At 67.6% G+C, this 25759-nt stretch carries 25 protein-coding genes; 19 read left to right on the top strand and 6 right to left on the bottom strand.

The window, feature by feature from the left end; genetic code table 11:
- The first annotated feature begins 98 nt into the window (after positions 1 to 98).
- The 5 genes from ACXR2W_RS03670 to ACXR2W_RS03650 all read left to right on the top strand — a co-directional run bounded on the left by ACXR2W_RS03670 (position 99) and on the right by ACXR2W_RS03650 (position 5209).
- A complete protein-coding gene (locus ACXR2W_RS03670) occupies positions 99 to 1121 on the top strand; it encodes an iron-siderophore ABC transporter substrate-binding protein (protein ID WP_458812129.1) in 1023 nt (340 codons plus the stop codon).
- Positions 1121 to 2125, top strand: coding sequence for a FecCD family ABC transporter permease (locus ACXR2W_RS03665; RefSeq protein WP_458812126.1), 1005 nt, complete (start codon positions 1121 to 1123; stop codon positions 2123 to 2125). Before ACXR2W_RS03670 ends, ACXR2W_RS03665 begins: the two co-directional genes overlap by 1 nt.
- Complete coding sequence (locus ACXR2W_RS03660; protein ID WP_458812123.1) at positions 2122 to 3195, top strand: FecCD family ABC transporter permease; 1074 nt, start codon at positions 2122 to 2124, stop codon at positions 3193 to 3195. Before ACXR2W_RS03665 ends, ACXR2W_RS03660 begins: the two co-directional genes overlap by 4 nt.
- Complete coding sequence (locus ACXR2W_RS03655; RefSeq protein WP_458812120.1) at positions 3192 to 4007, top strand: ABC transporter ATP-binding protein; 816 nt, start codon at positions 3192 to 3194, stop codon at positions 4005 to 4007. The genes ACXR2W_RS03660 and ACXR2W_RS03655 overlap by 4 nt, the downstream gene beginning before the upstream one ends.
- Positions 4008 to 4123: 116 nt before the next feature.
- Positions 4124 to 5209: a siderophore-interacting protein gene (locus ACXR2W_RS03650; protein ID WP_458812117.1), complete on the top strand. Its 1086-nt coding sequence runs from the start codon at positions 4124 to 4126 to the stop codon at positions 5207 to 5209.
- Here ACXR2W_RS03650 and ACXR2W_RS03645 read toward each other — a convergent pair.
- Positions 5172 to 6605, bottom strand: a complete 1434-nt coding sequence (locus ACXR2W_RS03645) for a glutamyl-tRNA reductase (RefSeq protein ID WP_458812115.1) — start codon at positions 6603 to 6605, stop codon at positions 5172 to 5174. The genes ACXR2W_RS03650 and ACXR2W_RS03645 overlap by 38 nt on opposite strands.
- 3 nt (positions 6606 to 6608) lie before the next feature.
- Between ACXR2W_RS03645 and hemE the strand changes: the two genes are divergently transcribed.
- The 8 genes from hemE to ACXR2W_RS03605 all read left to right on the top strand — a co-directional run bounded on the left by hemE (position 6609) and on the right by ACXR2W_RS03605 (position 15728).
- Positions 6609 to 7757 carry a uroporphyrinogen decarboxylase gene (gene hemE / locus ACXR2W_RS03640; protein WP_489945508.1) on the top strand — a complete coding sequence of 383 codons (1149 nt, stop codon included), beginning with the start codon at positions 6609 to 6611 and terminating at the stop codon, positions 7755 to 7757.
- An 11-nt stretch (positions 7758 to 7768) separates the two neighbouring features.
- The gene (locus ACXR2W_RS03635) at positions 7769 to 9334 is read left to right on the top strand and encodes a protoporphyrinogen/coproporphyrinogen oxidase (RefSeq protein ID WP_458812109.1); all 1566 of its coding nucleotides are present in this window, start codon (positions 7769 to 7771) and stop codon (positions 9332 to 9334) included.
- A 9-nt stretch (positions 9335 to 9343) separates the two neighbouring features.
- Entirely contained in the window at positions 9344 to 10159 is an 816-nt protein-coding gene (gene hemQ / locus ACXR2W_RS03630; RefSeq protein WP_458812106.1) for a hydrogen peroxide-dependent heme synthase, read from the top strand.
- Positions 10160 to 10185: 26 nt separating this feature from the next.
- A complete protein-coding gene (locus tag ACXR2W_RS03625) occupies positions 10186 to 11409 on the top strand; it encodes a ferrochelatase (protein ID WP_458812103.1) in 1224 nt (407 codons plus the stop codon).
- Positions 11406 to 12449, top strand: coding sequence for a hydroxymethylbilane synthase (gene hemC / locus ACXR2W_RS03620; protein WP_458812100.1), 1044 nt, complete (start codon positions 11406 to 11408; stop codon positions 12447 to 12449). The genes ACXR2W_RS03625 and hemC overlap by 4 nt, the downstream gene beginning before the upstream one ends.
- Positions 12446 to 13279: a uroporphyrinogen-III synthase gene (locus ACXR2W_RS03615; RefSeq protein WP_458812097.1), complete on the top strand. Its 834-nt coding sequence runs from the start codon at positions 12446 to 12448 to the stop codon at positions 13277 to 13279. The genes hemC and ACXR2W_RS03615 overlap by 4 nt, the downstream gene beginning before the upstream one ends.
- 143 nt (positions 13280 to 13422) lie before the next feature.
- The gene (hemB, locus tag ACXR2W_RS03610) at positions 13423 to 14367 is read left to right on the top strand and encodes a porphobilinogen synthase (RefSeq protein WP_458812209.1); all 945 of its coding nucleotides are present in this window, start codon (positions 13423 to 13425) and stop codon (positions 14365 to 14367) included.
- A complete protein-coding gene (locus ACXR2W_RS03605; RefSeq protein ID WP_458812094.1) occupies positions 14364 to 15728 on the top strand; it encodes an aspartate aminotransferase family protein in 1365 nt (454 codons plus the stop codon). The genes hemB and ACXR2W_RS03605 overlap by 4 nt, the downstream gene beginning before the upstream one ends.
- A 174-nt stretch (positions 15729 to 15902) precedes the next feature.
- Here the strand turns inward: ACXR2W_RS03605 and purQ are convergent, their stop codons facing one another.
- The 3 genes from purQ to ACXR2W_RS03590 form a co-directional block, all read right to left on the bottom strand.
- Complete coding sequence (gene purQ, locus ACXR2W_RS03600; RefSeq protein WP_458812091.1) at positions 15903 to 16607, bottom strand: phosphoribosylformylglycinamidine synthase subunit PurQ; 705 nt, start codon at positions 16605 to 16607, stop codon at positions 15903 to 15905.
- Positions 16607 to 16876, bottom strand: a complete 270-nt coding sequence (gene purS / locus ACXR2W_RS03595; RefSeq protein ID WP_458812088.1) for a phosphoribosylformylglycinamidine synthase subunit PurS — start codon at positions 16874 to 16876, stop codon at positions 16607 to 16609. Before purS ends, purQ begins: the two co-directional genes overlap by 1 nt.
- 119 nt (positions 16877 to 16995) lie before the next feature.
- Positions 16996 to 17913: a phosphoribosylaminoimidazolesuccinocarboxamide synthase gene (locus ACXR2W_RS03590; protein ID WP_458812085.1), complete on the bottom strand. Its 918-nt coding sequence runs from the start codon at positions 17911 to 17913 to the stop codon at positions 16996 to 16998.
- Positions 17914 to 18107: 194 nt separating this feature from the next.
- Here ACXR2W_RS03590 and ACXR2W_RS03585 point away from each other — a divergent pair, with 194 nt between their 5' ends.
- The gene (locus ACXR2W_RS03585) at positions 18108 to 19580 is read left to right on the top strand and encodes an SRPBCC family protein (protein WP_458812082.1); all 1473 of its coding nucleotides are present in this window, start codon (positions 18108 to 18110) and stop codon (positions 19578 to 19580) included.
- Between the two features lie 453 nt (positions 19581 to 20033).
- On the opposite strand, the gene purD is transcribed toward ACXR2W_RS03585, so the two are convergent.
- Entirely contained in the window at positions 20034 to 21290 is a 1257-nt protein-coding gene (purD, locus tag ACXR2W_RS03580; protein WP_458812079.1) for a phosphoribosylamine--glycine ligase, read from the bottom strand.
- A gap of 23 nt (positions 21291 to 21313) precedes the next feature.
- Between purD and ACXR2W_RS03575 the strand changes: the two genes are divergently transcribed.
- The 4 genes from ACXR2W_RS03575 (at position 21314) to ACXR2W_RS03560 (ending at position 22920) form a co-directional block, all read left to right on the top strand.
- The gene (locus ACXR2W_RS03575; protein WP_458812076.1) at positions 21314 to 21727 is read left to right on the top strand and encodes a sterol carrier family protein; all 414 of its coding nucleotides are present in this window, start codon (positions 21314 to 21316) and stop codon (positions 21725 to 21727) included.
- 132 nt (positions 21728 to 21859) lie between these two features.
- On the top strand, positions 21860 to 22318 hold the full coding sequence (locus tag ACXR2W_RS03570; protein ID WP_458812073.1) for a hypothetical protein: 459 nt from the start codon (positions 21860 to 21862) through the stop codon (positions 22316 to 22318).
- A 52-nt stretch (positions 22319 to 22370) separates the two neighbouring features.
- The gene (locus tag ACXR2W_RS03565; RefSeq protein ID WP_458812070.1) at positions 22371 to 22538 is read left to right on the top strand and encodes a twin-arginine translocase TatA/TatE family subunit; all 168 of its coding nucleotides are present in this window, start codon (positions 22371 to 22373) and stop codon (positions 22536 to 22538) included.
- 64 nt (positions 22539 to 22602) lie between these two features.
- Complete coding sequence (locus ACXR2W_RS03560; protein ID WP_458812067.1) at positions 22603 to 22920, top strand: twin-arginine translocase TatA/TatE family subunit; 318 nt, start codon at positions 22603 to 22605, stop codon at positions 22918 to 22920.
- Between the two features lie 66 nt (positions 22921 to 22986).
- Here ACXR2W_RS03560 and purF read toward each other — a convergent pair whose 3' ends face one another.
- Positions 22987 to 24447, bottom strand: a complete 1461-nt coding sequence (gene purF, locus ACXR2W_RS03555; RefSeq protein WP_458812064.1) for an amidophosphoribosyltransferase — start codon at positions 24445 to 24447, stop codon at positions 22987 to 22989.
- Between the two features lie 133 nt (positions 24448 to 24580).
- Here purF and purM point away from each other — a divergent pair, with 133 nt between their 5' ends.
- Positions 24581 to 25690 carry a phosphoribosylformylglycinamidine cyclo-ligase gene (gene purM / locus ACXR2W_RS03550; protein ID WP_458812061.1) on the top strand — a complete coding sequence of 370 codons (1110 nt, stop codon included), beginning with the start codon at positions 24581 to 24583 and terminating at the stop codon, positions 25688 to 25690.
- The last annotated feature ends 69 nt before the right edge of the window (positions 25691 to 25759 follow it).

The raw sequence follows: 25759 nt of genomic DNA, 5'->3' as shown, positions 1-25759 counted from the left end.
CATCATCCGATGAATGTTAGGGTAGGCTAACTCACTGTAACATCAGATGAACTTTTGATGTGCGCAAAATCGAAGATTAGCCAACCGAAGGGAGCGCCATGCGCGCCTCACGCCTCCTTGCCCTCACCGCTGCACTCGTGCTTGCCGTACCGCTCGCAAGCTGTTCGAGCGGAACAGGCGAGGGCGGCGCGGCCGACGCCGCTGCCGCGGGTGACGGGTACCCCGTCGTCATCGAGCACGCGCTGGGGCAGACGACTGTCTCAGAAAAGCCCGAGCGCGTGGCAACCGTCGCATGGGCCAACCACGAGGTACCGCTCGCGCTGGGCATTGTGCCGGTGGGTATGAGCAAGGCCACGTGGGGCGATGACGATGCAGACGGTGTGCTGCCGTGGGTCGAGACCAAGCTTGACGAGCTGGGGGCCGAGACCCCGGTCTTGTTCGATGAGACCGACGGAATCGATTTCGAAGCCGTCGCCGCGACCGACCCCGACGTGATTCTGGCTGCGTACTCGGGCCTCACCCAAGAGGAATACAACACACTCTCGAAAATCGCGCCCGTCGTGGCCTACCCCGACGTGGCGTGGGGCACGTCGGTCGAGCAGATGATCGAACTCAATGCGCAAGCGCTCGGCATGCCAGACGAGGGAGCGCAACTAATCGCCGACATCGACGCAAACGTTGAATCGGCGCTTGCGAAGCACTCTGAGATGCGTGACACCAAGTTCTTGTTCTCATACCTCGACCCCGCCGATCTCAGCAAGATCGGGTTCTACACGTCGCACGACACGCGCCCCGGGTTTCTCGCCGAGCGCGGGCTGCCCATGCCCGAGGTGGTCACCGAAGAGTCAGCCAAATCACGCAGCTTCTACGCCGAGATTAGTGCCGAACAGGCCGATCGGCTTTCTGACGTCGACGTGCTCGTGACGTACGGTGACCCGGAGGGCGACCTCGTTGCGAAGCTCCAAGCTGACCCGCTGCTGTCGCAGATTCCGGCGGTGCAGGCCGGGCATATCGCGGTGCTGCCCGACGCAACACCGCTTGCTGCGTCGGCGAACCCCTCACCGCTCTCGATTGGCTGGGGCATCGAGCGCTACTTCGACGCGCTCGCCGCTGGCATCTAATGACCGCTGCCGCGATTCGCACCACGGCGGTGTCGGTGGCCGTCGCGGTACTCGTGCTCGCGATTGCGGCGCTCGCGTCGGTGACCATTGGAGCGCGCGGCGTGAGTCTCGACGACATTGGCGGTGCGCTCGCCGGTCAAACGGACACGATTGGCGAAGCCGCGATCGTTCAGCGGCTGCCCCGTACGGGGCTCGCGATGCTGGTGGGGGCTGCGCTCGCAGTGGCGGGTCTCGCGTTGCAAGCGGTGACCCGCAACCCGCTGGCCGACCCTGGGGTGATGGGTATCACAAGCGGCGCTGCGCTTGCTGTCGTGGTGACCCTCACGGTGATCGGCGCGCGTGAGCCCCTCGCGGTGACCGCGGCGGCCATTATCGGAGCCGCTGCCGCTGCCGCGCTGCTGTTCGTGTTGAGTGCGGTGGGTAGGGGCGGGGCGTCGCCGCTCAAGATCGTGCTGAGTGGCGCGGCGATCTCTGCCATGAGTGCGTCGGTGACGAGCGCGCTCATTTTGCCTCGGCCCGACGCGATGGAGTCGTTTCGTTCCTGGCAGATCGGTGGTGTGGGCGGTGCGAGCTGGGAACAGCTGCGGTGGAGCGCCCCCATCATTGGGCTTGGCCTCATCGCCGCCTACGCGCTGGCGCGGTCCATGAACGCGCTCGCACTGGGCGACGAATTGGCCGCCGGGCTTGGGGAGCGGCTGGGCCGCAGCCGCCTGTGTATCACGGCGGGAGCTATTGTGCTGGCGGGTCTTGCGACCGCGCTCGCCGGGCCCATCGGGTTCGTGGGGCTCATCGTGCCGCACGCGTGCAGGCTCTTTATCGGGCCGGATCACCGCCGGCTCGTACCGGTGGTTGCGGTTGCGGGCGCGGTGCTGCTCGTGAGCGCAGACGTGCTCGGCCGCGTGGTGATGCCGCCGGGCGAGGTTGAGGCGGGCATTGTGACGGCGATCATGGGTGCCCCCGTGCTGATCTGGATCGTGCGCAAGCGATCCGGGAGTGTGCGATGAACCGGGGCGTGGCCCTCGTGCTCGCCATCGTTTGCGCGGCGGGGTTCGCGGCGACGCTGGCGCTCGGCACGACTCCGGTGCCCCTCGCCGAAGTTGTGCGGGCACTCGGCGGCAGCGGTGAGGCCGTGTTCACCGTGCAAGAGCTGCGCCTGCCGCGCGCCGTACTCGGACTGCTCGCTGGCGCGGCATTTGGCCTTGCGGGTGCCGTGTTTCAATCGCTGTTGCGCAACCCGCTCGCCTCACCCGACGTCATCGGCATTAGCGCCGGTGCTGGTACGGCGGCGGCCTTTGGCATCGTCGTGCTCGGCGCGCAGGGCGGCACCGTGTCACTGTTGGCACTCGGAGGTGCCTTCGTCACAGCCGCGCTCATTACCTGGCTCGCGGCGGGGCCCGGCGCCGCCACGGCCCGCATGATCCTCATCGGTATTGGCGCGGCCGCGATCTTGAAGAGTCTGCTCGCGCTGATTCTGTCGCGCGCTTCGTCATGGGACATGCAGGGCGCCATGCAGTGGCTGGCTGGCAGCCTTAACGGGGCAACGTGGGAGGCGATTGCACCGCTTGCCGTTACGTGTGGCGTGGTGGTGCCCGTGCTGCTGCTGAGCTCTCGCACGCTCGGGGTGCTGCAGCTGGGGGATGACCTTGCGGCTGGCCTCGGCATGCGCCCCGCTGCTGCCCGGTGGGCGCTCATGGCGGTGGCGGTGGTGTTGCTTGCCGCGGCCACGGCGGCGGCTGGTCCTATCTCGTTCGTCGCGTTCCTGGCCGGTCCTGTGGCCGCCAGGCTGCACGGTCGCGGGCCGGCGCCGCTGTATAGCGCCGCGCTCGTGGGAGCCGCGCTCGTGCTCTGGGGCGACCTCGCGGGGCAGCTGCTTTTCGCCCACCGGTATCCGGTGGGCGTGATCACCGGGGCAGTAGGCGCTCCGGCGCTCATCTTGCTGCTGCTGGGCGCGGGGCGCCTTCGATCCGGATCCCCGGCGCAACGCCACAAACGCAGTAACCGGGGCTCGCTCAGCGAGCGAGGCCAGGCGAGCCAACCGGCCGCCCTCAACCCTGACAGAAGGCAGGCAACGTGAATCGTACAGTCGCTCAGGCGCGGGGCCACTCCCTCGCGGCGCACGCACTGACCGTGACCTACGGCGGTGCACCCGTGTTGCGTGAGCTTGAATATGCCGTCGAACCTGGCGTGATCACCGCGATCGTCGGGGCGAATGGCTGCGGTAAGTCAACGCTTCTGCGCACCCTGGCGCGGGTGCTAGCGCCGTCGAGCGGGCAGGTGCTGCTCGACGGTGATGTGCTGCACCGCAGCCCCGCGAAGGCCGTTGCCCGTGTGATTGGGTTGCTGCCGCAGAGCCCGATCGTGCCCGAGGGGGTGAGCGCCCGCGACCTGGTGCGTCGCGGCCGGCACCCGCACCTGAGCCTTGTGCGACGGTGGGGCGAGGGCGACGAGGCAGCCGTGCGAGAGGCGCTTGCCCTGACGGGGGTGGCGCAGCTCGCAGACCGACCGGTTGACGAGCTGTCGGGCGGGCAGCGGCAACGTGTCTGGCTCGCCATGGCGCTCGCGCAAGAGCCGAGCATACTGCTGCTCGATGAGCCCACCACCTACCTCGACATCGCGCACCAGGTCGAGGTGCTCGACCTGCTCACCGACATTAATCGGGCCCGCGGCACCACCGTCGTCATGGTGCTGCACGACCTCAACCTCGCGGCGCGCTACGCCGATCGGCTCGTCGCGGTTGTCGACGGCCAGATCCACTCGGTGGGCGAGCCACGCGAGGTCGTCACGCGTGATTACGTGCGCGAGGTGATCGGGTTGCGGGCCGAAATCATCACTGATCCGGTGGCCGGATCGCCCATCGTGGTGCCACTGGGTCGGCACCACACATGACACAACAGCAGTTGCGACAGCAGTTGCGACAGCATTCACGACAGCATTTGCGACAGAGTTCGCGACAGCATTCGCGACAGCATTCACGACAGCATTCGAGATAGAAGAGAGACACTATGAACTTCGAAGCATCCGCGCTCGAGCCAGCCGTGCTCGAGCCAGCCACCGTGGTCGCCAGGGCACGCGTGGCGCGGATCTGGCGCCCCTGCCCGACCTATGCGCGCATCGCTTTTCGGGGCCCGCAGCTCGCCTCCTTTGGCACGCCCGGGCACACGTTTGACCAGCGCATCAAAGTGTTGTTTCCACCGCTCGGTGGCGGCTTGCCAGAGCTCGGTGACGGGCAGAACTGGTATGCCGATTGGCTGGCTCTCCCCGAACACGAGCGGGGTGCCATGCGCACCTACTCGATTCGTGATCTGCGAACCGGTGAGCAGGGCACCGAGGTGATTGTTGATTTCGTGTTGCACACAGCCCCCGCCGGGGCTGACTTGGCCGAGGCTGAGTCGGGAGGCGCTGGATCGGGAGGCGCTGGCTCGAGTGGCGCCGGCCCGGCCGCGCTGTGGGCGAGCAGCGCTGCGCCCGGCGATGAGGTGTTACTCGTGGGCCCGCGTAGGGGCAGATTTGATGGGGGAGGCATCGAGTTCGCGCCAGGAGACGCCACGCGGGTGCTGCTCGCCGGTGATGAGACCGCGGCGCCCGCGATCGCGCGCATCCTCGAAGACGCCGCGCCGGATCTCACGGGTGACGCGTTCATTGAGTTGCCCGGGCCAGGCGCAACGCTATCGATTCAGGCCCCTCGAGGAGTGCGGGTGCACTGGCTCAGCCGGCAGAGCGCGGCCCCGGGTGAGATGCTCGTGCCGCGAGTGCTCAGCGGTCTCGGTGCTCCGTACGAAGCGCGAAAGCCCAGCACAGCGCAGGTGCCGGGCGCGGGTCTATCCAGCGGCGAGCTGGTGTGGGAGACGCCCGAGTACTCGGCGCTGGGGGAGCCGCTCAACGCTGCCCCGCCAGCGGCTGCGTACACGGGCGCCGCGCACTCCAACCCGTCGCAACCCGGCGCGGCGTTGGCAGAGCGATACTTCTGGATCGCGGGGGAGAGCGGCATGGTGACGCGGCTGCGCCGTCACCTCGTGCGTGACCTGGGGGTGCACCGCAGCCGCGTCGCATTCATGGGGTACTGGCGCGAAGGGGTGGCGATGCGCTGAGTGGTGCGGCCGGGCGCCCGCCGTCTGACCCCGTGCCCGGCATGGAGACGACGGGCCCGAACAGGGTGTGCGCTGCGGCTACGGCCTCGGAGGCGTGCCCGGCCCTGCCGAGGGCGCGTATGCGCACGGTCGGTTCGTGGAGTAGTCGGCCAGCGAAGTGCTTGAGCGCAGCCTGCACAGCAGCTGCGGTGGGCTCGGCGTCCGCTTGTGACGCGGTGCGTGCGCGCCTCGCGCGAGTGGCGCGTTCGAGCTCGGCTTCGAGTACGCCATGCACATAGTCGCGCAGGTACAAGACGGCGGGCACTGCTGCGAGTTCTGCCCCGGTCTCGGCAAACTCGCGCGCCGCGTCCAGTGTGATCTGGCGGGCCTCAGCCTCGGCGCTGAGCTCTTCGACGCTGGCGTGCGCAGCAATCACCTCAAGATCGAGCAGCTCGATGCCCGCGACCTGCGCGGCCGGGGGTGCTATGTTGCGCGGCACCCCGAGATCTATCAGCAGTCGTGGTTTGGGGCGAGATGCCACGGCTGGCCGGCCAGTAAAGCGGCCACAAAACGGGCTTGCGGCGGCCGTGACAGTGCGCGAGATGATCTCGGCGTCCAATAGCGGGTCTTGTGCGGCGCTGCAGGCAATAACGACATCTGCGATCGCGAGTTCGGCATCGAGATGAGCGCCGCTTACGGGGCGCACGTTGCGGGTGGCCGCGAATGCCTCGGCGCGACCCGAGGGTGAGTGCACAGCCACGTTTGTGGCGCCTCGATCGTGTAGCGCCGCGAGTGTTACGGCGGCGTACGCGCCAGTGCCAACGAGCAGCACGCGTGTCGTGCCCCAGTCGCCGATGCGACTTTCGGCGAGCAGTAGAGCGAGGCGCACGAGTGAGCGGCCCCGGGTTTGCACGCGGGTGCGCGCCTTCACCTTGCGCGAGACGCGGGCGGCCTGTTGAAACAGTCGTTCGAGGTCAGCGGTCGTGGCGCCCGCGTGGCGTGCAGCTGTGAAGGCGCGGCGCACCTGGCCGCTGATCTCACCTTCGCCGACGACGAGTGATTCGAGCCCGCTCGAAACGGAGAAGAGGTGCCCGGCGGCGTCAGATCCGTGGCGTATTTGCGCAGCTTGCGCAAGCTCGGGTTCAGGGATCCCTGTGATTTCTGAGATTGTGCGCAGCACGAGGGAGGTCGTGCCTGGCGGGGCATCGAAGTACGCCTCGAACCGGTTGCAGGTGGCGAGAACGACCGCGCCACCGGCGGTGCGTTCGAGCGCCGAGGTGAGTTCGGGGGTGTAGCGTTCGACGCGCTCAAGTAACGCGAGGGTCGCTTTTTTGTGGTCGAGTGACAGACACGACAGCCCCGATTGCATCGGTTCCACCGGGCCTGAGAGGTTGGTGTGCACGAGTGAAAAGTTCATCAGATGAATAAGCTAGCATTTCATCTGATGAATGAGCTTACCCCCACCCACCCCCTCGTGGACGGCCGCACAACGGCCGCCCCGCTCGTGCGCGCAACACAGGGCGAACGCGTTGATGTGACCCCCGTGTGGTTCATGCGGCAGGCTGGCCGGTCATTGCCCGAGTACCGGGCGCTGCGAGCAGGCCGCGACATGATCGAGTGTTGCCTGACCCCCGATCTCGCCACCGAGATCACCTGCCAGCCCGTGCGCCGCCACGGCGTTGACGCCGCAGTGTTCTTCAGCGACATCATCGTGCCGCTGTCGCTCGCCGGTGTGCCCGTCGAACTGGTGCCGGGGCGCGGGCCGGTCTTTTCGGCCCCCGCCCGTACCGCGTCTGACATCGCGAGGCTGCGCCGCGAACACCCGGTCGAACGGCTGCGCGAACAACTCGGTCCCATTTCCGAGGCCGTGCAGCTCACGACGCGTGAGCTCGGCAGCACCCCACTCATTGGGTTCGCGGGCGCCCCCTTCACGCTCGCCGCTTACCTGGTCGAAGGGGGGCCGTCGCGCGATCACCTGCGCGCTCGGGCGCTGATGCACCAAGACCCGGTCGCCTGGGCCGAGCTCACCGAGTGGGCCGCAGACCTGAGCGGCGCGTTTCTTGAAGCACAAGTGCGGGCGGGCGCGAGCGCCGTGCAGCTGTTCGACTCGTGGGCGGGCACGCTCTCGGTGGACGACTATCGCACGCACGTTGCGCCGGCCTCCCAGCGCACCCTGGCCGGAGTAAGCGCGATGACCTATCGCGACCAGACCCGTGAGGGATACTCGGCGAAGCCCCTCCCCATCCCAACAATCCACTTCGCAGTGGGCTCTGGTCACCTGCTCGAGGCGCTCGCCGATACGGCCGGTCACGCCATTGGCGTCGACTGGCGCACACCGCTCGACGAGGCCAACTCGCGACTGGGCGGCCGTTTCGCACTGCAGGGCAACATTGACCCCGCCTACCTGCAGGCACCCCAACGCGTACTCGATGCACACGTCGATGACGTGCTTGCGCGCGGTGCCGCCGCGCCCGCGCACATCGTTAACCTGGGTCACGGCGTGCCGCCAGACACCGATCCGGCCAGGCTCACCGGCATCGTCGAACGCGTTCACAGCGACCAACGGTAGTCACCCGCATCATGCACGATTCGGCATCGGAGCACCCCGCCCACGCGCACTCCGCCCACGCACACCCCGCCCAACCCTCCCATACGCAGGCGTACGATGCGGTCGTCATCGGGGGCGGTGTCGCCGGGCTCGTCACCGCCCGTGACTTGAGCGCGGCTGGGCTCGGTGTCTGCCTCATTGAGGCGGGCCGCACGCTGGGCGGCAGAGTGCAGCGCACGAGGCTAGCGGGGCTCCCCGTTGAGCTCGGGGCCGAGGCCTTCGCCACCCGTGACGGCTCGGTGCTGGCGCTTGCGCACGAGCTGGGTATGGGCGAGGCCGTCACGCGCCCGGCCGCGGCTTCGGCGTGGGTCGTGACCGCAGCGGCGGCGCACCCGCTGCCCGCATCGGGGGCGCTCGGCGTCCCGACGCGGCCGCTGCGCAACCGCGGTGCAATCGGCCTGCCCACCGCGCTGTGGGTCGCGACCGAGCCGTGGCGCCCGCGCACGAAGCACGCCCCGGGCGCGTCCGTCGCCGACGTCGCGCGTGCCCGCATCGGCGCGCGTGCAACGACGGCGTTCGTCGCCCCGGTCGTCGAGGGCGTCTACTCCGCGGCGCCAGAGAAGCTGCCGTTTGACGCCCAGCACGATCTCGCGCGGGCCTATGCGCGCACCGGATCCCTCGTGCGCGCCGCCCGCGAGGTGAGGCGCGCGAGCCTCGCCGCGGGTGGCGCGGTCGCAAGCTTTGTGGGCGGGCTCAGCCAGCTCGTGACGCGGCTCGAGACCGATCTGAGTGACCGCGGCGTCGCGCTGCGCACGAACAGCGAGGTGACGGGGCTCACCGCGCTGCCGCCCGCGGCCGCTGCGGCACTCGAGTACGAACCAGCTCCGGATCAGCCGAGCGCCGCCGGACCACAGCCCCGGTGGCGTGTGCAGTGGACGGGGGGCGAGTGCGTCGCACACACCGTGATCCTGGCCGTGCCGCCCGCCGTCATTGCAGACCTCACGGCACACCTCACGGCACACCTCAAACCCGGCGGCGCCGACTTCACCGCCGACTTCACCGCCGACTTCACCGCCGAAACGTGCGTTGAAACCGTCACGCTCGTGGTCGATTCGGCGGCCCTGAACGGCACAGCCGATCGCCCCGGCCCACGCGGCACGGGCGCACTGATCCGGCAGCCGCACCCGCGCATCGCCGCGAAGGCACTCACGCACGCGACAGCAAAGTGGCCGTGGCTACGCGAGATAACGCCCACCGGGCGGCACGTGCTGCGGCTGTCCTACGGATCCCGAGACGTGCCGCCTGCTACGAGCGGCCTCGACGACGAAACTGCAGCAGCGCTCGCATTGCGCGATGCCGCCGCCGCTTTGGGCGTTGAACTCGACCAGGCGCAGCTGGTGTCGCACGCTCGTGCCCGCTGGCGCATCCCCGCGAGCGCCCGGCCGTGCGCGCTACCGCCGGGGCTTCGGTGCACAGGTGAGGCCTACGCCGGCACCGGGCTCGCGAGCGTCATACCGCACGCCCGAGCCGTGGCGCGCGACGTCTCTCACGCTCACACCCACGCTCACTCGTCTACACCAACACCCAACGTCCACTAAGGAGCTCCCATGACCACTCCCGCCATATCCACGGACCTGTCTGCTGGATCCACTGACGCGACCCCGGTACCGGGCGACAGCAGCCCCGCCGGGTTTACGCTCTGGGCGGTGTTTCGCCGCGACCCAGCTCTCGCACGGGCTGCCGCGCAGCACGGGGCCGCCGCACGCCTAGATCGGGCAGCGCTCGCCGCCGAGCTGCAGCAGGCCGTCGACCGGGTCACCGGTCCAGATGCGGATACTGCACGGCCCGGCGCCTCCGCCGACAGCGCAGGCCGTGCGCGCGTGACACTGCGGGGTTGGTACGACGTGTCGGGCCTGCGCGCCGACGCCGACCTCATGGTCTGGCTGCACGGCGATAGCGCCAAAGACTTGCAGCACGCCCTGCGTGAGCTGCGCCGCACGACAGTGATCGCCGAGCTGCTGCCCACCTGGAACGCCCTCGGCGTGCACCGTGACGCCGAGTTTAATCGCGCGCACATACCGGGGTTTTTGAGCGGTAAGGCGCCACGCGACTGGCTCGTACTGTACCCGTTTGTGCGTGATGCCGAATGGTACCTGCTGCCCGACGCGGAGCGCGGCCGCATGCTCGCAGACCACGGGCGCAAGGGCGCCGAGTTTCGCGGCGTCGTTGCCAACACCGTGTCGGCATTCGCGCTGGGCGACTACGAGTGGCTGCTGCCGATGGAGTCCGACGACCTCACCGAGCTCGTCGACCTCATGCGCACACTGCGCGCTACCGACGCCCGCAGACACATGCGCGAAGAAACCCCGTTCTTCACGGGCCGTCGCATCTCGGCCGCCGAGGTACCGGGGGTGCTCCTGTGAACACCACACCCATGAACACCACACCCATGAACACCACACCCGCGAACGCGGCGCGCTTCGACACCGCGCCGCACCGCTACGACACCATTGTGCTGCTGGGCTTTGGCGGGCCCGAGGGGCAGAACGACGTGATCCCGTTTCTGCGCAACGTCACCCGTGGCCGCGGAATCCCCGACGAGCGCCTCGAAGAGGTCGCACACCACTACCGACACTTTGACGGAGTGAGCCCCATCAACGAGCAGAACCGGCACCTCAAGGCCGCACTCGAAGCCGAGCTCGCCCACCGTGACATCGACCTGCCCGTGCTCTGGGGCAACCGCAACTGGGCGCCGTACCTCACTGACGTGCTGCGCGACGCGGCCGACCGCGGCTTCGAACGCGTGCTCGTGCTACCCACCAGCGCCTTCGCCTCATATTCGGGCTGCAAGCAATACCAGGAGAACATCGACGAAGCGCTCGCGCAGCTGCACGCCGAGGGGCGCACGCTGACCGCCGACAAGGTACGGCCCTACTTTGATCACCCCGGGTTTCTCGACCCGTTCATTGCCAGCACGCGCAGAGCGGTCGCCGATCTGCTGGTACGCGACCCGGCACTCGACGCCCAGCGCGACCTGCGCATCGTCTTCACGACGCACTCGGTTCCCACCTCTTACTCGGGCACGTTTGGCCCGGATCACGCGGCGCTCGCCGCAGTGCTCGCTGCCGCGCCATCCGCGCCGCCCACGTCATCCGCGCCGCCCGCACCCGCACCCGCGGGCGCATACGAGGCGCAGCACCTTGCCGCGGCGGCCCAGATCGCTCGCGAAGCGTGCCCCGGCGTCACCTGGGAGCTCGCCTACCAGTCACGCAGCGGCCCGCCGCAGCAGCCGTGGCTTGAACCCGACATTAACGACGCGATTGCTGCGCTGCCCGCTCAGGGCGTGCGCGCCGTCGTCATCGTGCCCGTCGGGTTTGTGAGCGACCATATGGAGGTGCTCTGGGACTTAGACACCGAAGCCCTCGAAACCTGCGCCGAACACGGGCTCGCCGCTGCCCGGGTGCCCACGCCCGGCGTCGCACCCGCCTACGTCTCGGGCCTCATCGACCTCGTGCTCGAGCGCCGCGACGGCACGCCACCCGAAGCGCGGGCCTCGCGCACCACGCTTGGCCCGTGGTTTGACGTGTGCGGTGAGGGCTGCTGCGAGACCCCCGCGCGGGCCGCGGCAAGCCGAGCGCGCGCTGCCGAGCACGCCAGGGTGAGCGCCTCGTGACGACCCGGGTGCCGGTCGTGCGTGGCCCGGTTGCGGCCCGCAAGAATCTGATCCGGGTGGGTACTCGTGGCAGCGAGCTGGCAGTCACCCAGACGACCGGGGTCGCCCGCCAGATCGCGGCGGCAACCGGGTGTGACGTCGCGCTCGTGATCGTCACGACGAAGGGAGACACTTCGCCCGCACCGCTCGCGCAGCTTGGCGGCTCAGGCGTGTTTGTGAGCGCGCTGCGCGACGCGCTCATCGCGGGCCAGTGCGATGTAGCGGTGCACTCGCTCAAAGACCTGCCCACGGGCGAGTGCCCCGGCATCACACTCGGCGCGATTCCGGCCCGCGCCGACGCGCGCGACGCACTGTGCGCACGCGACGGGCTCACGCTCGCTGAGCTGCCCCGGGCCGCCCGTGTCGGCACCGGATCGCCGCGACGCAGCGCCCAGCTGCTGCGACGGCGGCCCGACCTCGATGTGCGTGACCTGCGCGGTAACGTCGACTCGCGGCTCGCGCGCGCGGGCCGCGACCTCGATGCGGTCGTGTTGGCGGCGGCGGGGCTGCTCCGGATCGGCCGTGACCCGGCCATCACCGAGCTTTTTGAGCTCGACGAGGCTCCCACCGCTCCCGGGCAGGGGGCGCTCGCGGTCGAGGTGCGCAGCGCGAACGAACCCGACCTTGCTGCCGCACTCGCGGCCGCGTTGACCGCTCTCGACGATGCCGAGGCGCGCGCGTGTGCGCTCGCCGAGCGCGCCGTGCTCGCGACGCTTGAGGCGGGGTGCCAGGCACCGGTGGGCGCGTGGGCGCGGTGTGACGGCGACACGCTGCGCCTCACGGGCGTCGTCTACGCGGTCGACGGTAGCGAGTACGTCGAAGCGACGGCCGAGGTCTCCCGTGACAGTGACACCTCACGCCTCGGGGCAGAGGTGGCCACACAACTGCTCGCAGGCGGTGCCGCCCGCATCGCGCCACTCACACTGCTCACACTGCTCACGCAGTCCTCCCAGTCCTCCCAGTCCTCCCAGAGTCCTACCCAGAATGGAGCGACGAGATGATCGCGCACGTACGTCCACCCAGGCTCTCCCTCGCCGGGCTACGCATCCTGATTCCCCGCGGTGGTGACCTGGGCGCTGCGCTGCACGAGAAAGTGCTTGACCGCGGGGGGAGCCCCCGTATCGCCAGGCTCCTCGAAACAGCCCCGCCGAGCGACCCGGCCGCGTTCACCACAGCGATCGAGCGCTGGAACTTGGGCGAATACGACTGGCTCGTCGTCACGAGCGCGACCACCGCTGCCGCGCTCGCGGCCGCGGGCGCGCAACCGCGTGCAAAAACGGCCGCGGTGGGCCCCGTCACGGCGGCCGCCATTCAGGCCCTCGGGTTTCGATTACACGTCATGCCGGGCCGCGACTTTTCGGGTCACGGCCTCGCGCAGTCACTGCTCGCGGCGCTCCCAGACCTCACCGTCGCTGAAAATAAGCCTGCACGTGTGCTGCTGCCCGTCTCAGAACTTGCAGACGTGACGGTCGAGCAGGCGCTTCGTGCAGCGGGTCACGTGGTGCATCGGGTCGCCGCCTACACGACTGTCACCACCCCAGAGATTGCGGGGCTGCGGGCCAGCGTGGCGGCGGGCGAGTTTGACGTGGTGCTTGCGACCAGCAGCTCAGCGGCCCGCGCGATTGCAGACCGGCTCACCCCGCTTCCTGCGACAACACGGGTCGCCGCCATCGGTGAACCCACCGCACGCACCCTTGCCAGCTGCGGGCTCGCGACCGACATCGTCGCCGAGATCTCGACCACCGACGGTCTACTCGACGCCGTCTCGATCGCGCTGATCGCCGGAGCCCGCGAAACCTACGAACACACGCGTCAAGGAGAAACCCGATGAACCAGCACACCACGCTTTCGATGCCAGCCGTCGTGGCGCCGACTGTGCGCCCCCCTCTCAGCGTGCACACCCAGCCCAGCGCGCCCACCCAGCCCAGCGCGCAGGCGCAGAGGGTGCCGGGCCCGCTGATCCGGCCTCGCAGAATGCGCCGTACGCCCGCGCTCAGGCGGCTCGCCGCCGAGACGCGCGTGCACCCGAGCGAACTGATCTTGCCGGTGTTTGTGCGCGAGGGCATCGCTGCGCCGCGACCGATCGTGGCGATGCCGGGTGTTGTGCAGCACACGCTCGATTCGGTGCGTGCCGTGGCGCATGATGCCGCCGCAGCGGGGCTCGGCGGCATCATGCTGTTTGGAGTGCCGGCCGTGCGCGATGACCGGGGGAGCGCGGCAGACGACCCCGAGGGGGTCTTAAACCGGGCGATAACGGCTGTGCGTGAGGAGACCGGCGACACGCTCGTGGTGCAGGCCGACCTGTGCCTCGACGAGTTCACCGACCACGGTCACTGCGGTGTGCTCGATGCGCGCGGCGACGTCGACAACGACGCCACGCTGGCACGCTACGTGCAAATGGCGCTCGCTCAGGCGGGCGCCGGGGCTGACGTGCTCGGACTGTCGGGCATGATGGACGGCCAGGTGGCGGCGGTGCGCGCCTCGCTCGATCGGGCCGGGCACACGGACACTGCGATTCTCGCGTACTCAGCGAAGTACGCGTCGGCGTTCTATGGCCCGTTTCGCGAGGCCGTCGACTCACAGCTCAGCGGTAACCGCCGCGGGTATCAGCAAGACCCAGCGAATAGGCGCGAGGGAGTGCGCGAAGCCGCGCTCGACGTGGCCGAAGGCGCCGACATTGTAATGGTGAAACCCGCGTCGAGCTACCTCGATGTGCTCGCAGAAGTGGCGGCGGCAAGCCCCGTTCCCACCTGGGCGTACCAGGTGTCGGGGGAAGCCGCGATGATTGAGGCCGCCGCGGCACACGGGTGGATCGACCGCCGAGCCGCCATCGAAGAATCGATTGTGAGTATTCGTCGGGCGGGCGCCGAAGCGGTGCTCAGCTACTTTGCGATCGAGCTCGCGGGGTGGTTGCGATGAGCGGGGTTGCCTCGATCGGGGGTGCTTTGGGCGGTGTTGCTTTGGGCGGTGTTGCGCCCGCGAGTGCAGCATTTGCGGCGCGTGCACGTCGCACGATCGTGGGCGGGGTGAACTCGCCCGTGCGTGACTTCTCATCGGTCGGCGGAACACCGAGGTTTTTTGTGCGCGGGCAGGGCGCTTGGCTCACCTGCGCCGACGGTCGTGACTACGTCGACCTGGTCGCTGCGTGGGGCCCGGCATTACTCGGGCACGCCGACGCCAGGGTAGTCGAAGCCGTACAGCGGGCCGCCGCCGCGGGGCTCGGCTTTGGCGCTTCGCACCCCGACGAGGCAGAACTCGCCGAGCTGATCACGCTGCGCGTGCCCCACGCCGAGCGACTGCGCTTTGTGTCGACGGGCACTGAAGCGACGATGACGGCGGTGCGCATAGCGCGGGCGGCCACGAACCGGCCACTTATCGTCAAGTTCGCGGGGCACTACCACGGGCACTCCGACGGGCTGCTGGCGGCCGCCGGCTCGGGGCTTGCCACGCTGGGCCTGCCCGCATCTGCCGGGGTCACCGCAGTAACGGCCGCGCAAACGATTGTGCTGCCCTACAACAACGTGGCAGCGCTCGAAGCCGCATTTGCCGCCCACCCGGGGCAGATTGCGGCGGTCATCACCGAGGCGGCTGCCTGCAATATGGGGGTCGTGCCGCCGGTGCCGGGGTTCACGGCGGCGCTCACCGCGGCCGCGCACCGCGACGGTGCGCTCGTGATCAGCGACGAGGTACTCACCGGCTTTCGGGCTGGCCCCGAGGGGTTCTGGGGCGTTGAACACGCCGAGGGCCGGGTGCCCGTCGCACCCGACCTGGTGACGTTTGGCAAAGTCACGGGCGGCGGGCTGCCGCTCGCCGCGGTGGGTGGACGCACTGAACTCATGCAGCTGCTGGCGCCCGTGGGGCCCGTCTACCAGGGCGGCACGCTCTCGGGAAACCCGGTCGCAGTGGCGGCCGGAATCGCGACGCTGCGCGGCGCCGACACCGACGCATACACGCGGCTTAGTCGCGCCGCCCAACAGGTGTCAGAGCTCGTTGCGGGGGCGCTCACCGACGCCGCCGTGCCGCATCGCATTCAGCGTGCCGGCACACTATTTAGTGTCTTCTTCGCCGATGCAGACGCACCGATCGTTGACTACGACGGCGCGACCCTACACAACGGTGCGCGGTACCGCGCATTCTTCAACGCGATGCTCGACGGCGGTGTGTCACTGCCACCGAGCCCGTACGAGGCATGGTTTGTGACGGCCGCGCATGATGACGTGGCCATTGCGCGCATCGCAGATGCGCTGCCCACCGCTGCGCGAGCCGCGCGGGAGGCCTAGCCCGCCGCGGCCGTGATCCGGCCCCGCCACACATCGCGCCAAACACAAATCGAGCTAGAAACACAAATCGAGCTTCACGCACAAGAATTCTGGGAATTCTTGTGCGTGAAGCTCGAAAGTGTGCGTGAAGCTCGATGCTCGAGCCGGCTAAGCGCGCGCCGTGCAGCGAGAGCGTTAGACGCGCGCCGCGATCGTCTCGATGGCTGCTTCGAAGAAGCGCAGCCCATCGAGGCCCGAGCGCATAGCCTCGGGGGTGTCGGGGCCAAAGCCCGCCTCAACCGCGTGCTCGGGGTGCGGCATGAGACCGACCACGTTGCCGCGCGCGTTGGAGAGACCCGCGATGTCGTTCACCGAACCGTTGGGGTTGACTCCGGCATAACGGAAAGCGATGAGCCCGTCACCCTCGAGCTGCTTGAGCGTCTCATCGTTCGCGATGTAGCCGCCGTCACCGTTCTTCAGGGGAATCACGATCTCTTCATCCTTGGCGAAGCGGTGAGTCCACGCGGTGTCGGCGTTCTCGACGATCAGCTTCTGGTCGCGACGCACAAACTGCTGGTTTGCGTTGCGAATCAGGCCGCCGGGCAGCAGATGCGACTCGACGAGCACCTGAAAGCCATTGCAAATGCCCAGCACAGGCATGCCCTTGTTCGCAGCGTCGATGACCTCGGTCATGATCGGCGAAATGGCGGCGATTGCGCCGGGGCGCAGGTAGTCGCCGTAGCTGAAGCCGCCGGGCAGCACGATCGCGTCGACGCCCTGCAGGTCGTGGTCGGCGTGCCACAGGGCTACCGGCTCGGCGCCAGCGATGCGAATCGCGCGCTGCGCGTCGCGATCATCGAGCGATCCAGGAAAGGTGACAACACCAATACGGGTCGCCATTATGCGGCCTCGTTCGCGGGCTCACCGTCGACGCTGATCGCGACGACATCCTCGATCACCGAGTTCGACAGGGTGTCTTCGGCGACCTTGCGCACCTCGGCGAGCACCTCTGCGGTGACGTCGCCCTCTACGGTGAGCTCAAAGCGCTTACCAACGCGCACGTTCTGGAACTTGCCGTGACCGAGGCGGTCAAGAGCACCAGTGATGGCCTTGCCCTGGGGATCAAGCAGTTCGGACTTGGGCATGACATCAACGACAATCGTGGGCACCCGGGATCTCCGTTTCTAGAGGTAAAGCTTGGTTCAATTCTCGCACACTGGCGGCGCTGCCAGCGCCCCTGTGCTCGGCAGTACGCGCAGCGGGGTTGCTGCGCTGGCTGCTTGGGTGGTTAGGCCGTTCCTTGATCCGGATCAGCCTGCCCCGAGAGCCGCTCGAGCAGTTGGCGGTACTGCCCCAGCGTGCGATCGACGATCTCCTGCGGCAGCACGGGCGGGCTGCCCTGCTTGTCCCAGTTGGCGCTGAGCCAGTTGCGCACGATCTGCTTGTCGAACGACGCGAGGCGCTCTGCGCGGGGAAGATGTTTGTCTGCGTACTTGGCGGCGTCCCAGTAGCGTGACGAGTCACTCGTGAGCACCTCGTCGGCGAGCACGAGCTCACCGGTTTTGGGGTCGCGACCAAACTCGAACTTCGTGTCAGCGAGTACGACTCCGCTTTGTGCTGCGAGGTCGCGGGCCTTGGTGAAGATGTCAATCGACGCGTCACGCAGCTGGCTCGCGAGTTCGGCGCCTACGAGCTCGACGCTCTTCTCATAGGTGATGTTCTCGTCGTGCTCGCCGAGGGGCGCCTTGTACGCGGGCGTGTAGATCGGGGGGTCGAGCAGGTCGCCGTCTTGCATGCCGGTGGGCAGCTCAATGCCGCAGACCGAGCCGAGGCGCTGGTACTCGGCAAAACCCGAGCCGGTCAGCGCGCCGCGTACAACGCATTCGATCGGGTACATCTCGAGCTTGCGGGTGAGCATCGCGCGCGCGGCGACGTCTGCGGGAATCTCGGGCAGGTCGGGTGTGTGAGGCACCAGGTGGTTGGGCATGTCGATGCGCTCAAACCACCAGTTTGAGAGCTCAGTGAGCACCGCGCCCTTGCCCTCGATGGGCGGCTCGAGCACAAAATCGAACGCGCTGATGCGGTTGCTGGCCACAACCAGCAAATAGCCGTCGGGGCCGCTCTCAGGCACGTACAGGTCGCGTACCTTGCCCGAGTAAATGTGGGTCCATCCGGGCAGAGTTGTTGGAGTGGGAAGCTTCGTCACCTTTCCATTCTCGCACTCGTTTGCATGCCGCGCGCCGCCTGGGGTGACTTTAGGGGCCATGGACTAAAGTTCTGTTATTAGGAACACCGCGGGCGCGGGCCCGTGGCGTTTGACGAAGGAGCACTATGATTCCGCTGGGTCCAGTCGTTGCGAGAAGCCGCACCAAAGCCTCACGGGCGTCTGTCTGGGCGCATTTGACCGACCCTGTACTGCGGTCGCAGTGGTGGCAGACGCTCGAGCTTGAGCCGGGTATCGGCGGAGCGGTGCGCCAGGCGGGTCGCGTTGTAGACGGTGCTGGTGATGCTGCTGGTGCTGGTGCTGCTGTTGACTCGGGCGCCAACGCCGTGTCACAGCCGGCGCAGTTACAGTCGGCACAGTTACAGTCGGCGCGCGAACTCGCGGGCACAGTTGACGTGTGGGTGAACGGTCACGCTCTCGGTTTCACCTGGAGCGTGCCCGGTGAGGAGCGTGGCTCGGCCGTGCTCATCACGCTGCGCTCGCAGGGGCACCACACAGGGGTAACGGTCACCGAGACAGGCTTCGACGCGCTGCCGGGCGGCGCGGTGCGCGCTGACGCGGCCGGCCGTGACTGGAACAGGTTCGTGACGGCGCTAGCAGAGGCAAGTCTCGATGAAGCCGCTGCCGCTACCGCTACCGCTACCGCCGCTACCGCCGCTGGCGCTACCGCCGCTGGCGCTGCTGGTGTTGGTGTTGCTGCTGGTGCTGGCGCTACTGCTACCACCGCGCCCGCTGTCGCGAGCGGCATCGCGACTGATGCGGCAAGCGCTGCCGACCTCGAGCGGGCTCCGCTTACGGTCGAGGGTGAACTCACTCACGAAGCAGAACTTGCGCCGATCGAGGTAGACGCAGAACCGAGCGTTGGCGATCGTCTCGAGCTGGTGACCGGCCCGATCGAGTTGCCACAGGGCGGGGAGTCGCTCGAGGGCGAAGCGTCAGTAGTTGAGGAGCAGTCGATCGCGGAGGAGCCTTCGATCGCGGAGGAGCCTTCGATCGCGGAGGAGGCATCGATCGCTGAGGAGTTTTCGATCTCTGAAGAGTTTTCGGCGACTGACGTGTCATCGGAGGCAGACGGCCGGTCGGCGACTGCAGAACCAGAACGCCAGGGTGATCAGAGCGACCAGAGCGACCAGAGTGCCGCTGACGCGCTTATGTTTCACGCCGCACGAAGGCGCGAGGTTATAGATCGCGATTTGATGGACCGCGAGTTTGGCGACTCTGACGAGGTCGAGCTTGACCCTAACCTCGTGCCGCTCGTGTTGCCCGGCCCCCCAGTCGAAGCCGCGTCGGGTGACGGCGCAGGTGCGGGCGGCGCCGGTGTGAGTGATGCCGGTATGAGTGATGCCGGTGCGGGCGGCGCCGGTGCGGGTGACGCCGGTGTGGGTGGCGCCGGTGTGAGTGATGCCGGTGCGAGCAGCGCCGAGGTGAGCGATGACACGGTGGCGCTGCCGCGCATCGAATTTGTGCCCGCCGTCAATGCCAAGAACGGTCGCGCCGAAGCCGAAGCCGAAGCCGAAGCTGCAGCTGCAGCCGCAACCGCAGCCGACAGCGACAGCGGTAACGGCAACGGCAGCGATAGTGACAGAGATAGTGACAGCGACGACGAGCCAGAAGAGCCAGACTTCGATTCGCTGCTGCGCGGACTATAGCGCCAGCACGCTGGCGAGGCGGCACACTGTCGAACCAGCAACATTAAGCTCGCGGCCGCGCCGCGCTCGCACCCCTGCCACAGCTGAGGCAACGTGCCCTATCAAACGGACATCTCTGCAGCAGATTCGCTCTTTCACCCACTGAAGTGTATGAGTTCGAGTGAAGCGTACGGGATCGCGGCACCGCGAGGCCACGAACTCATACATCTGACTCGAACTCATACACTTCAGTGGACAGCGCCGAGCAGGCTCACAGGGCCAGCTTGAGTCGGGTGAGAGCCAAACGGCATCGAAATGACGAGACGCCATCGAAAACACGTGTTTTCGATGCCGTCTCGTCATTTCGACGCCGACTCGCCACTTTGTGTGGGGAGTTACCGTAAAACGGGGTACCCGCTGGCCTGGCTGGGCGACACTCGCGACTTCGCGCGGGGAGGTACCTGTCAGCCCGCGCTAGTGTGCGACGCGAGCGGCGATGTCGGTGCGGTGCTGGGACCCCTCGAGTGAGATCTCGCCGACCGCCTCGTAGGCGCGGGCGCGAGCCTCAGCAAAGTCGGCGCCGCGTGCAACGACACCCAGTACGCGGCCGCCGGTCGACACCCACGAACCATCGTCGCCGCGCTCGGTCGCAGCGTGCACGACGTGCACACCGGCCACCGCCTCGGCGGCAGCAAGCCCCGTAATCTCGCGGCCGGTAACGGCGGTCTCGGGGTAGCCCTCGCTCGCGACCACAACGATCACTGCGGGGTCGGGCGAGAAGGTCGGCGCGGGCAGAGCAGCCAGGCGCCCCTCGGCCGTCGCGAGCAGGTACTCGCTCAGCGGCGACTCCATGCGTGCAAGCACGACCTGGGTCTCAGGGTCACCAAAACGAGCATTGAACTCGATGACACGCACGCCCTTCGACGTGACGATCAGGCCGCAGTACAGCAGCCCGACAAACGGTGTGCCCTCGGCTTCGAGCTGGCGCACGGTGGGAATTGCGACGTCGCGGGTGATCTCTTCGACAAAGCCATCTGCGACCCAGGGCAGCGGCGAGTATGCGCCCATACCGCCCGTGTTGGGGCCCTCATCACCGTCAAAGATGCGCTTGTAGTCCTGCGCGGGCGACAGCGGCAGCACGTCGTGACCGTCGGCCAAGAAGAACAGCGACACCTCTTGCCCGTCCAAGAACTCCTCGACGAGCACGTCACCCTTCGGTGCCCAAGTGGCAACATGCTCGAGCGCAGCGTCGCGGTCGCTCGTCACGAGCACCCCCTTACCCGCGGCGAGACCGTCAGCCTTCACCACGTAGGGCGCGCCAAACTCATCGAGCACCGCGGCAGCATCGTCGACCGAGGTCACCTGCACGGCGCGCCCGGTCGGCACGCCCGCCTCATCCATGATGCGCTTGGCGAATGCTTTCGAACCCTCGAGAGCGGCGGCGGCCTGATCCGGACCAAACACCGCGATGCCCGCGGCCCGCAGCGGATCGGCCACGCCGGCGACCAGCGGCGCCTCGGGGCCGATGATCACGAGATCGAACCCGCGCTCAGCCACGAAGGGCGTGACCGCGGCGGGGCTTGTGTAATCGAGCTCAGCGACCTCGACACCGCTCGCGGCGACGCCCGCGTTTCCGGGTGCGCAGACGATCTCATGGTCGGCAGATTCAGCGAGGAGGGCAAGGACGATGGCGTGTTCGCGGGCACCCGGCCCCAAGACGAGGATTTTCACGGTGCCCAGCTTATCCTGGGGGTGTGGCACGACGAAGAATTTCAGACGAAGATGGGCTCGCGGCGCTCGCAATCGTGCGGGCTGCGGGCAGCGCAAGCTCGGCAACCGGTGCTGTCGGAGCAGGCAGCGCCGGTGGGGCGCCGCGGGCCACGGTAGCGACCGCGGTGCGATATCTGCTCGAGGAGCTCGCGGCGATCGCGCCGGGAAACACGGTTGAGGTGCGCGTGCCGCCGTTCGGCGCGACCCAGTGTGTCGAAGGTCCCAGGCACACCCGCGGCACACCGCCGAATGTGATCGAGATGAGCCCAGACACCTGGCTGGGGCTCGCAACCGGCTCACTCAGCTGGGACGACGCCGTGAGCGCGGCTCGCGTCGTGGCGTCCGGATCGCGCGCCACCCTCGAAGGGCTTCTGCCCGTCATGCGCGCCCAAGATTAGGGTCTGGGGCTTGAGGGCGTGGGCGGTTTAGCCGCAGCGCTTGTGCAGGAGATCAGCGCTCCTGCATGAGTGCAAACGCTCGGACGCTGAAACCCGCCAGATGCACAGGCAGAGCCTGCGAGAATGGAGACCATGAACACCCCAGAGCCCGTGGCCGACGCGCCGCGCGACGAGAACGGCAACCCGGTTGAAACTGACGCTGCGGTGACGGGGCACCCTGATCCGGCAGTAGATACTGCCGCCGAGGGCGTTACGACTGAGGATGCTGCCGAGGGTGAGGAGCACGCCGAAGCGCCGCACGAGCCGATCGTGCACCAGGTCGAACGCGAGGTGACGCTCGTGCGCGGGGTGCGATACGGCCGTATTGTTGTGACGCTCGGCATCGTGGGTGCGATCGTCGCCATGATGGTGAGCGCGTTGATGCCCGTCGCACCCGACGCGAACTACACGCTTGGCCAGGCAGTAGGGTTTATGGCGCTCATCGGCGGCGTGATCGGCCTGGGCGTGGGGGGCCTCCTCGGCGTCGTGCTGGGATTCGTTGCAAAGCGCCGTACTGGCAGTGGTGTGGCGATCCAGACTGACGTGCGATAATCGCGTTACCTACGTTGAGCGGAGCCCACTGATGCTTGGAAACCTGACCGGAATGCACTTGTTTGCCATTCTGTTTGTCGTGCTGTTGATGTTCGGGGCTCCCAAGCTGCCGGGGCTCGCGAAAAGCCTGGGCCAGTCAATGCGCATTCTGAAGAAAGAAGTGAGCGGCGACACCGACGAGACGAAACCCGCCTCGCACGACGCAACGCCCCAGAGCTAAGCCAGCCTGTCATACTGGCCAGACTGAGTTACTGGCCTGACGCCTACGATCGGAGTTCACCCGAATGTTCGGAAATCTTTCCGGCCCCACGATGTTTGTCATCCTCTTCATCGTTCTGCTGTTGTTCGGCGCTCCCAAGCTGCCCGGGCTTGCGAAGAGCCTCGGCCAGTCGATGAAGATTCTCAAGAAGGAGGTGCGCGGCGACGACGCTGGCGCAACCACTTCGAATGCGTCTGATGCGCAGGCCACGGGGCCCGCGACGACCACTGCGACCGCGCCTGCTGCTGAGGCCGCGCCTGCTCAGCCCGCTGCGCCAGAGCCGGCAGAGCCCGCTGAGCCTTCTACGCCAAAGGCGCCCGACGCCGACGACAAGAAGGCCTAGCTCGCACGAGCTGCAATAAGAAACCCTCGGCGCCCGGCGCCGAGGGTTTCTTATTTGTGCTGGGGACTAGCTGACCTGCGTTGCCTCAACCCAGGCGAGGTACTCGGCGTCGATGCTGCCGGTGACGTATTCACCCGTGAAGCAGCTCTCCTCGAGCTTTGTTACGGCCTCCTGGCCGGAAAGAATTGCGCGGTTCATGCCTTCGACCGTCTGGTAGAGCAGTCGATCGCTGCCCATGGCTGCGTTGATCTCGTCGTTGCTGCGGTTATGCGCAATCAGCTCGGCGCGGGTGGGCATGTTGATGCCGTACACGTGCGGGTAGAGCACGGGCGGGGCAGCCGACGCAAAGGTGACGCTGTTAGCGCCCGCGGCGCGCGCCATCTCGATGATTTCCTTCGACGTGGTGCCGCGCACGATTGAGTCGTCAACGAGCATCACGTTCTTGCCCTTAAACTCGACACCGAGTGTGTTGAGCTTCTGGCGTACGCTGCGCTTGCGTACGGCCTGGCCGGGCATGATGAAGGTGCGGCCGACGTAGTGGTTCTTGAAGAAGCCCTCGCGGTAGTCAATGCCTAGCTTGTGGGCGAGCTGCATGGCGCTCGGCCTACCCGACTCGGGAATCGGCATGACCACGTCAATATCGCCCATGGGGATCTCGCGCGCAACCTGCTCTGCGAGGGTTTCGCCCAGGCGCAGCCGGCTGTCGTACACCGAAATACCGCTGAGCACCGAGTCGGGGCGAGCGAGGTAGATGTATTCGAACGCACACGGAATCAGCTGCGGGTTCTCAGCGCACTGCCGCGATGCCATCGTGCCGTCTTGCGAGATGAAAATCGCCTCGCCTGGGGCGACGTCGCGTACTACCTCGTAGCCACCCGATTCGAGTACGAGCGACTCTGAGGCGACGATCCACTCGTCTTTGCCGTTCGCTGAGTCGCGGCGGCCCAATACGAGCGGGCGAATGCCAAACGGGTCGCGAAACGCGAGTAGGCCGTACCCCGCGATCATCGCGATCGACGCGTATGAACCTTCGACGCGCTTGTGCAGGCGCGACACAGCCGAGAACACCTGCTCTTCATCAAGCTGCGGCCCGGTCATGCCGTCCTGCAGCTCGTGCGCGAGCACGTTGAGCAGCAGTTCGGTGTCAGAGTGCGTGTTGAGATGGCGGCGGTCGACGTTGTAGAGCTCTGCCGTGAGCTCACGCGTGTTCGTGAGGTTGCCGTTGTGCACCAGGATGATGCCGTACGGCGCGCCCACGTAAAACGGTTGGGCTTCTTCTTCGCGTTCTGCGTCGCCGCGAGTGGCGTAGCGCACGTGGCCGAGACCAACCGATCCGGTGAGGCTGCGCATATCGCGGGTGCGGTACGCCTCGCGCACCTGGCCCTTCGCCTTCACCATGTGAAAGAAGTCACCGTCGAGTGTGGCGATGCCTGTGGAGTCTTGACCCCGGTGTTGCAGAAGCAGCAGGCTGTCGTAGACCTGCTGGTTGACGTGCTCAGTGGAAACGATGCCGACGATGCCGCACATGCTGTGGTGTTTGCTCCCTGCGAGATGGGTGATGCGGCAAGTTTGCGCGCAGGTTCTAGTTTCGCACACGTAACCATGACGTGAACACTCACAGGGGCACGCACTCGGCGTACGGGCAGGGTATCCTTGACGGGTGACCGAAAACACGTCGATTTATGCCCAATCCGGAGTGGACACCCAGGCGGGTGACCTCGCCGTCGAGCTCATGAAGTCGGCCGTGGCGCGCACGCACGGCCCCGAGGTGCTGGGGGGTGTCGGTGGCTTTGCAGGCATGTTCGACGCGTCCGCGCTCCTTGGCTACAAGCGTCCGCTGCTGGCCAGCTCCACCGACGGCGTCGGGACCAAGGTGGCGATCGCGCAGGCGATCGACAAGCACGACACGATCGGCCAAGACCTTGTGGCCATGGTCGTCGATGACATCGTCGTGGTGGGCGCGAAACCGCTCTTCATGACCGATTACATCGCGTGCGGCAAGGTGGTGCCGCAGCGCATCGCCGATATCGTGCGCGGTATTGCTGAGGCGTGCGAGGCTACGGGCACCGCGCTCACGGGCGGCGAGACCGCCGAGCACCCCGGGCTTCTCGGCGTCGACGACTACGACGTGGCGGGCGCCGCGACGGGCGTGGTCGAGGCCGACAAGATGCTGCACCCCGGCCGGGTGCAGGACGGCGATGTGGTGCTCGCGATGGGGGCGTCGGGCCTGCACTCGAACGGCTACTCGCTCGTGCGCCACATCCTCTCGCAGAAGGGCATCGGCTACGAGCAGCACTCGAACGAGCTCGGCGCGACCTACGGCGAGGCGCTTCTTACTCCGACAGCGCTGTACACGAGCCCGCTGCTGCGCGTGCTCGAGGATCCCGCGCTCGACGGCGCGATTCACGCCCTCAGCCACGTCACCGGCGGTGGCATCGCTGCGAACCTGGCCCGCGTGCTGCCGCAGGGCGCCTGGGTCGAGGTCGAGCGCGCGAGCTGGTCGCCGCTGCCGGTGTTCCGCCACCTGGCTGAGCTGGGCGGGCACTCGCTCGAGTCGCTCGAGGGTGCCTGGAACCTTGGAGTCGGCATGTTCGCCGTCGTCGACGGCGCGAAGGCGCAGCACGTCGCCGCGGCGCTGACCGCCGAGGGGCTCGACACCTGGGTCGCCGGTCAGATCTCGACCTCTGAGCGCGACTTCACCGGCTTCGAGCAGGGTGCCAAGGGCGTCGACGGAGGCGCAGTGCGTCTCGTCGGCTCCTACGCTGCCTAGCTCGCTCGGCAGTAATTCAAAAGATCCGGATCCCTGGCGTACGCCCGGGGCCCGGATCTTTTGTATCTG

The organism is Leucobacter faecis, from assembly GCF_054456695.2.
The sequence above is the reverse complement of the archived record's forward strand: the minus strand, read 5'-3'. Positions and strand labels throughout refer to the sequence as shown.